The organism is Variovorax sp. P4_D9 (assembly GCF_056401695.1).
The window spans coordinates 1-3,451 of record NZ_JBFUIU010000891.1 but is presented as its reverse complement, the minus strand read 5'-3'; the positions used below and the strand labels follow the sequence as shown (position 1 = coordinate 3,451).

Below are 3,451 nucleotides of genomic sequence, written 5' to 3'. Positions count from 1 at the left end.
ATCTACAAGCTTCGTGCAGCCACGGCCGAATGCGTGAACGCGCAGGCGCGCAACCGTGGACTCCAGCGTATGCCGGTGCGCGGCATGGCCAAGGTCAGGTGCGTGGTGCGGCTGTTTGTGCTGGCACATAACCTGCTGAGAATGGCCGCCCTTGCGCCCCAACTGATCGGTTGGGGCACAGGTGCGTCCGCAGCGCTCGCAAAGATCGCATAAAGGGCCCCAAAGGCGGTATGAGGGGCGTGCCCTGAAGCGGCGCTCAGCGCCCTCGGCGAGTGCCTACGCCCTCGACTTGGCACCTCGGTGATGCTTTCGACCCAATTTGCTTCGCGAGCTTCCTGCGCGTTGCTCCGCACTGCCTTCAGCGGAAAATCGAAAGACTCTCAGCTTCTCAGCAGCCCGGCGCAAGCGGCCACCGCGGGCGGCGTCCACGTTGCGCCCGTGGCGACCGCCATTGCGAGGTTCGTGGCGCCGGCTGCCAGACCCTTGGTCATCGCGATGAATGGCGCGTCGGCCACCGACACCTTACGGGTGAGGTTGTTGTCGACCGCCCAGGCCAGGCAGGCGCCCAGCACCGCCAGCGACGGCCACAGCGCGAATCCTGTTCATTCCAGCACCAAGGTCCCTCCAACGCGGGTCGGCTTTCACGGAGCAGCGCGGGCGACTCGCTCGACCGACTCATTGCCGGCTCCAGACTCACCTTCCGCACATGTTGCGACGCAATAACTCGCAATTACCGGAGCGTTTGGCGGCCGGTCAAGGCGTGGGTGGTTGCACGGCGTCGATGAGGCGTTCGGTGTTCTCTTCCCAGTCGCGCAGCATCTTCTTGACCTGACGATAGTTGTCGATCGCCTGGCGCAGGATCTGCGCCTGCTGCTCGCTGACGTAGCGAGCGGTCGGCTTGCCCGCGCGCGTGCGCACCCATTGGTAGTACGGGCCGTGGCGCGCAGCCGGATCGGTGGCGCAGCCGCAGTTGGGCTTGCCGCACTTCATCATGCGCTGACTCAGCGTGCCCGAACACAGCAGCTCGAATTCGCCCAGCGAGGCGCGGATGACCTGAATGCGTTCGCGCGCGCGTTGCACGCTGCGCTTGGAGGGGATGGTCATGCGCTGCCTGATCTTGATTTGTTGCTATCTTACATATATTATGATGTAAGACGGATGGCACTTCAACCTCCACTCTCACCGTCCGCGCTGGGCGTGCTCGCCGAGCGGATGGGTCCCGGTAGATCGGTTCGCGCTCGACGATAACCGAGCGCAGCAGCACGCCCAGCGCCTGCGCATGGGAGACACGCCATTCTTGACCGGCAACGCGGCATCGAGTTGCTTGAACACCGGTGCGAGTCGATTCAGGTGATGCCCTACCAGCGCCAGACCGGCTACCGGGGTGAGGTCATAGTCGAGTTGCTTGACGACGAAAGGGCGCATTGCGAAGAACCAGATCACGCGATTGAAACAGCACCATCAACGCCCCGCACCTGTCTCGCGTTTACCAAACTCCCTCAAAATCGACCGCACCCTCAGGGTGAGCCGCTTTCACTCTTGGGCTCACACGGATTCAGGTCGTTGAAAAGACTTGACAAAAGAGTCCCCATAGAAGCGGTCACTCATCTTGGGCCTGGTCGCGCTGATCTTCACAGGGCACCAGCGTTGGCGCGAGCCAGCGAACTTCCGGGGTTCGGAGCCGGTTTCGGTGCATGGCGCGTCCAAGCTGACCCAGCGGAGTCAAGCGCTGCCAGAATCATGCAGGATGTATCCGAGACCGCAACATGGGCGCCGCACTTTACGAGCCGATCAATGTGTACAAGCCTGTGGCGGCAAACATCGGAGTTGTCGACGGGCCCTTTGAATACCTGACCGTGGCTGGCGTCAGGCTGCCTCTACCTTTCACCACCCGCATGACTGTGGTGCGCCTCTCGAACGGCGAACTTTTCCTTCACTCGCCGACGAAGTTCGATCGCAAGCTTGCAGACGAGCTTGAGCACTTCGGTACTGTCCGGCATCTGATCTCCCCCAACCAGTTTCACTATGCCCACATTGGAGAGTGGTTGAAGGCCTTTCCGGATGCCGTCGCATGGGCTTCGCCGGGCGTGCGCAGAAGGAGCAGAGCGCGACACGTGGAGATCCGTTTCGGGAGAGACCTCGATCTGGACCTGCCAGACGAATGGCGGAACGAACTGGACCAGACGCTGTTTCCGGGTGGCTACTTCAAGGAATTCATCTTCTTCCACCGGGAATCAGAATCCCTCATCGTGACGGACGCCATCATCAACATCGAGTTGGACAAGATGGACGAGCCTTGGCGAACGTTCACGAGGATGAGCGGGATGTACTATCCACGCGGGCAGGTGTTCTTCGGGATGCGCCTGCCGCTGTTGTTGCAGCGGAAAAAGGCAGCTGCGGCCATCGCGAAACTTCACGTATGGCGGCCTCGCCGCATCTTGCTCAGTCATGGGCGCTGCTTCGACGTGGATGCAGACGAGGTCATCCGCCGGATTTTCGGAAAGCACCTTGGGAGGTGAGAATCCGAGGGCTGCTCCTGGCCGGGTCCGGCCTCACGGCTCGGGCGATTGTGCCGCTGCATCGGCCGCAAGACGATGTTGGCGTCCGCTCGCCGTTGCCGGCGCGGCGCACCTGGAGCAAGATGACGTCCGCCGCTTCCAAGTAGGCTGGTCATGAATGCACTGGAGCATCGGATTCCCCCTCCGTTTGTCGCGCTGGCTGCAGCCCTGTTAATGTGGTTGGCATCACTGCTCCCTCCGGATGTGCAGGAGGCCCCGTTTGCCTGGCGCGCCATTCTCGCCCTCGCTATCGCCGCGGTTGGGGTTGGCTTCAGCGTGGCTGGAATGCGGGCCTTCCACCAGGCGAAAACCACATTGAACCCGTTCACGCCTGACATGGCCTCCGCCCTCGTCACCGGTGGCGTCTACCGCTTGACGCGCAATCCGATGTACCTCGGGTTGCTGCTGGACTTGCTGGCCTGGGCGGTATTCCTGTGGGACCCTCTCGCGCTGGCCGTGTTGCCGCTTTTCGTCCTCTACATCCACCGGTTCCAAATCGTCAGCGAGGAGCGCGCGCTGTCCTCGCTGTTCGGGTCCGAGTACGCCGCTTACCAGCAGTTAGTGCGGCGCTGGCTGTGAGATGCTGGGGCCGTTRCAGCCGGCGCAGGGACCTCAAGGTTGGAACCTCGCTGCGCTTCGGCGGGATAGCCAGAAGGCCGCAATGAGCAGCAGGACCRAAACCAGATGATTGATGGCGGCCGCGTACAAGCCGCCGCAATAACCGACACGGCATTCTCCGAACGCGTAGGGATTCGAATTGCAGCCAGGAATGACCAAATCAACCCTCGGCCTATGAGCGTGACCCCGAATGGGCCAAGGATGAGGGCGGACGCTGCAATCCTCTACCGTCTTGGTGAAGGCGTTCCAGACCTTGGTTTTGTACGGTTTTGTAC

6 protein-coding genes and 1 pseudogene are annotated in these 3,451 nt (G+C 62.0%); 4 read left to right on the top strand and 3 right to left on the bottom strand.

Features of this window, described 5'->3' with window-relative positions; translation table 11 throughout:
- The coding region (locus AC1DY5_RS47650) for a transposase (RefSeq protein WP_478121347.1) at nucleotides 1-213 on the top strand (213 nt) is incomplete at its 5' end.
- A 176-nt stretch (nucleotides 214-389) separates the two neighbouring features.
- Here AC1DY5_RS47650 and AC1DY5_RS47645 read toward each other — a convergent pair.
- The 3 genes and pseudogenes from AC1DY5_RS47645 to AC1DY5_RS47635 all read right to left on the bottom strand — a co-directional run.
- Nucleotides 390-593, bottom strand: a pseudogene (locus tag AC1DY5_RS47645) (EamA family transporter); the annotation flags it as partial.
- 160 nt (nucleotides 594-753) lie between these two features.
- The gene (locus tag AC1DY5_RS47640; RefSeq protein ID WP_478121346.1) at nucleotides 754-1,104 is read right to left on the bottom strand and encodes a DUF6788 family protein; all 351 of its coding nucleotides are present in this window, start codon (nucleotides 1,102-1,104) and stop codon (nucleotides 754-756) included.
- A 75-nt stretch (nucleotides 1,105-1,179) separates the two neighbouring features.
- Nucleotides 1,180-1,425 carry a hypothetical protein gene (locus AC1DY5_RS47635; protein ID WP_478121348.1) on the bottom strand — a complete coding sequence of 82 codons (246 nt, stop codon included), beginning with the start codon at nucleotides 1,423-1,425 and terminating at the stop codon, nucleotides 1,180-1,182.
- Nucleotides 1,426-1,766: 341 nt separating this feature from the next.
- On the opposite strand from AC1DY5_RS47635, the gene AC1DY5_RS47630 reads away from it, so the two are divergent.
- The 3 genes from AC1DY5_RS47630 to AC1DY5_RS47620 form a co-directional block, all read left to right on the top strand.
- Nucleotides 1,767-2,519: a DUF4336 domain-containing protein gene (locus AC1DY5_RS47630; protein ID WP_478121345.1), complete on the top strand. Its 753-nt coding sequence runs from the start codon at nucleotides 1,767-1,769 to the stop codon at nucleotides 2,517-2,519.
- Nucleotides 2,520-2,672: 153 nt separating this feature from the next.
- Nucleotides 2,673-3,137 (top strand): methyltransferase family protein, encoded by a 465-nt coding sequence (locus AC1DY5_RS47625; protein WP_478121344.1) that lies wholly within the window; start codon nucleotides 2,673-2,675, stop codon nucleotides 3,135-3,137.
- A gap of 105 nt (nucleotides 3,138-3,242) precedes the next feature.
- The coding region (locus AC1DY5_RS47620; protein ID WP_478121343.1) for a hypothetical protein at nucleotides 3,243-3,451 on the top strand (209 nt) is incomplete at its 3' end.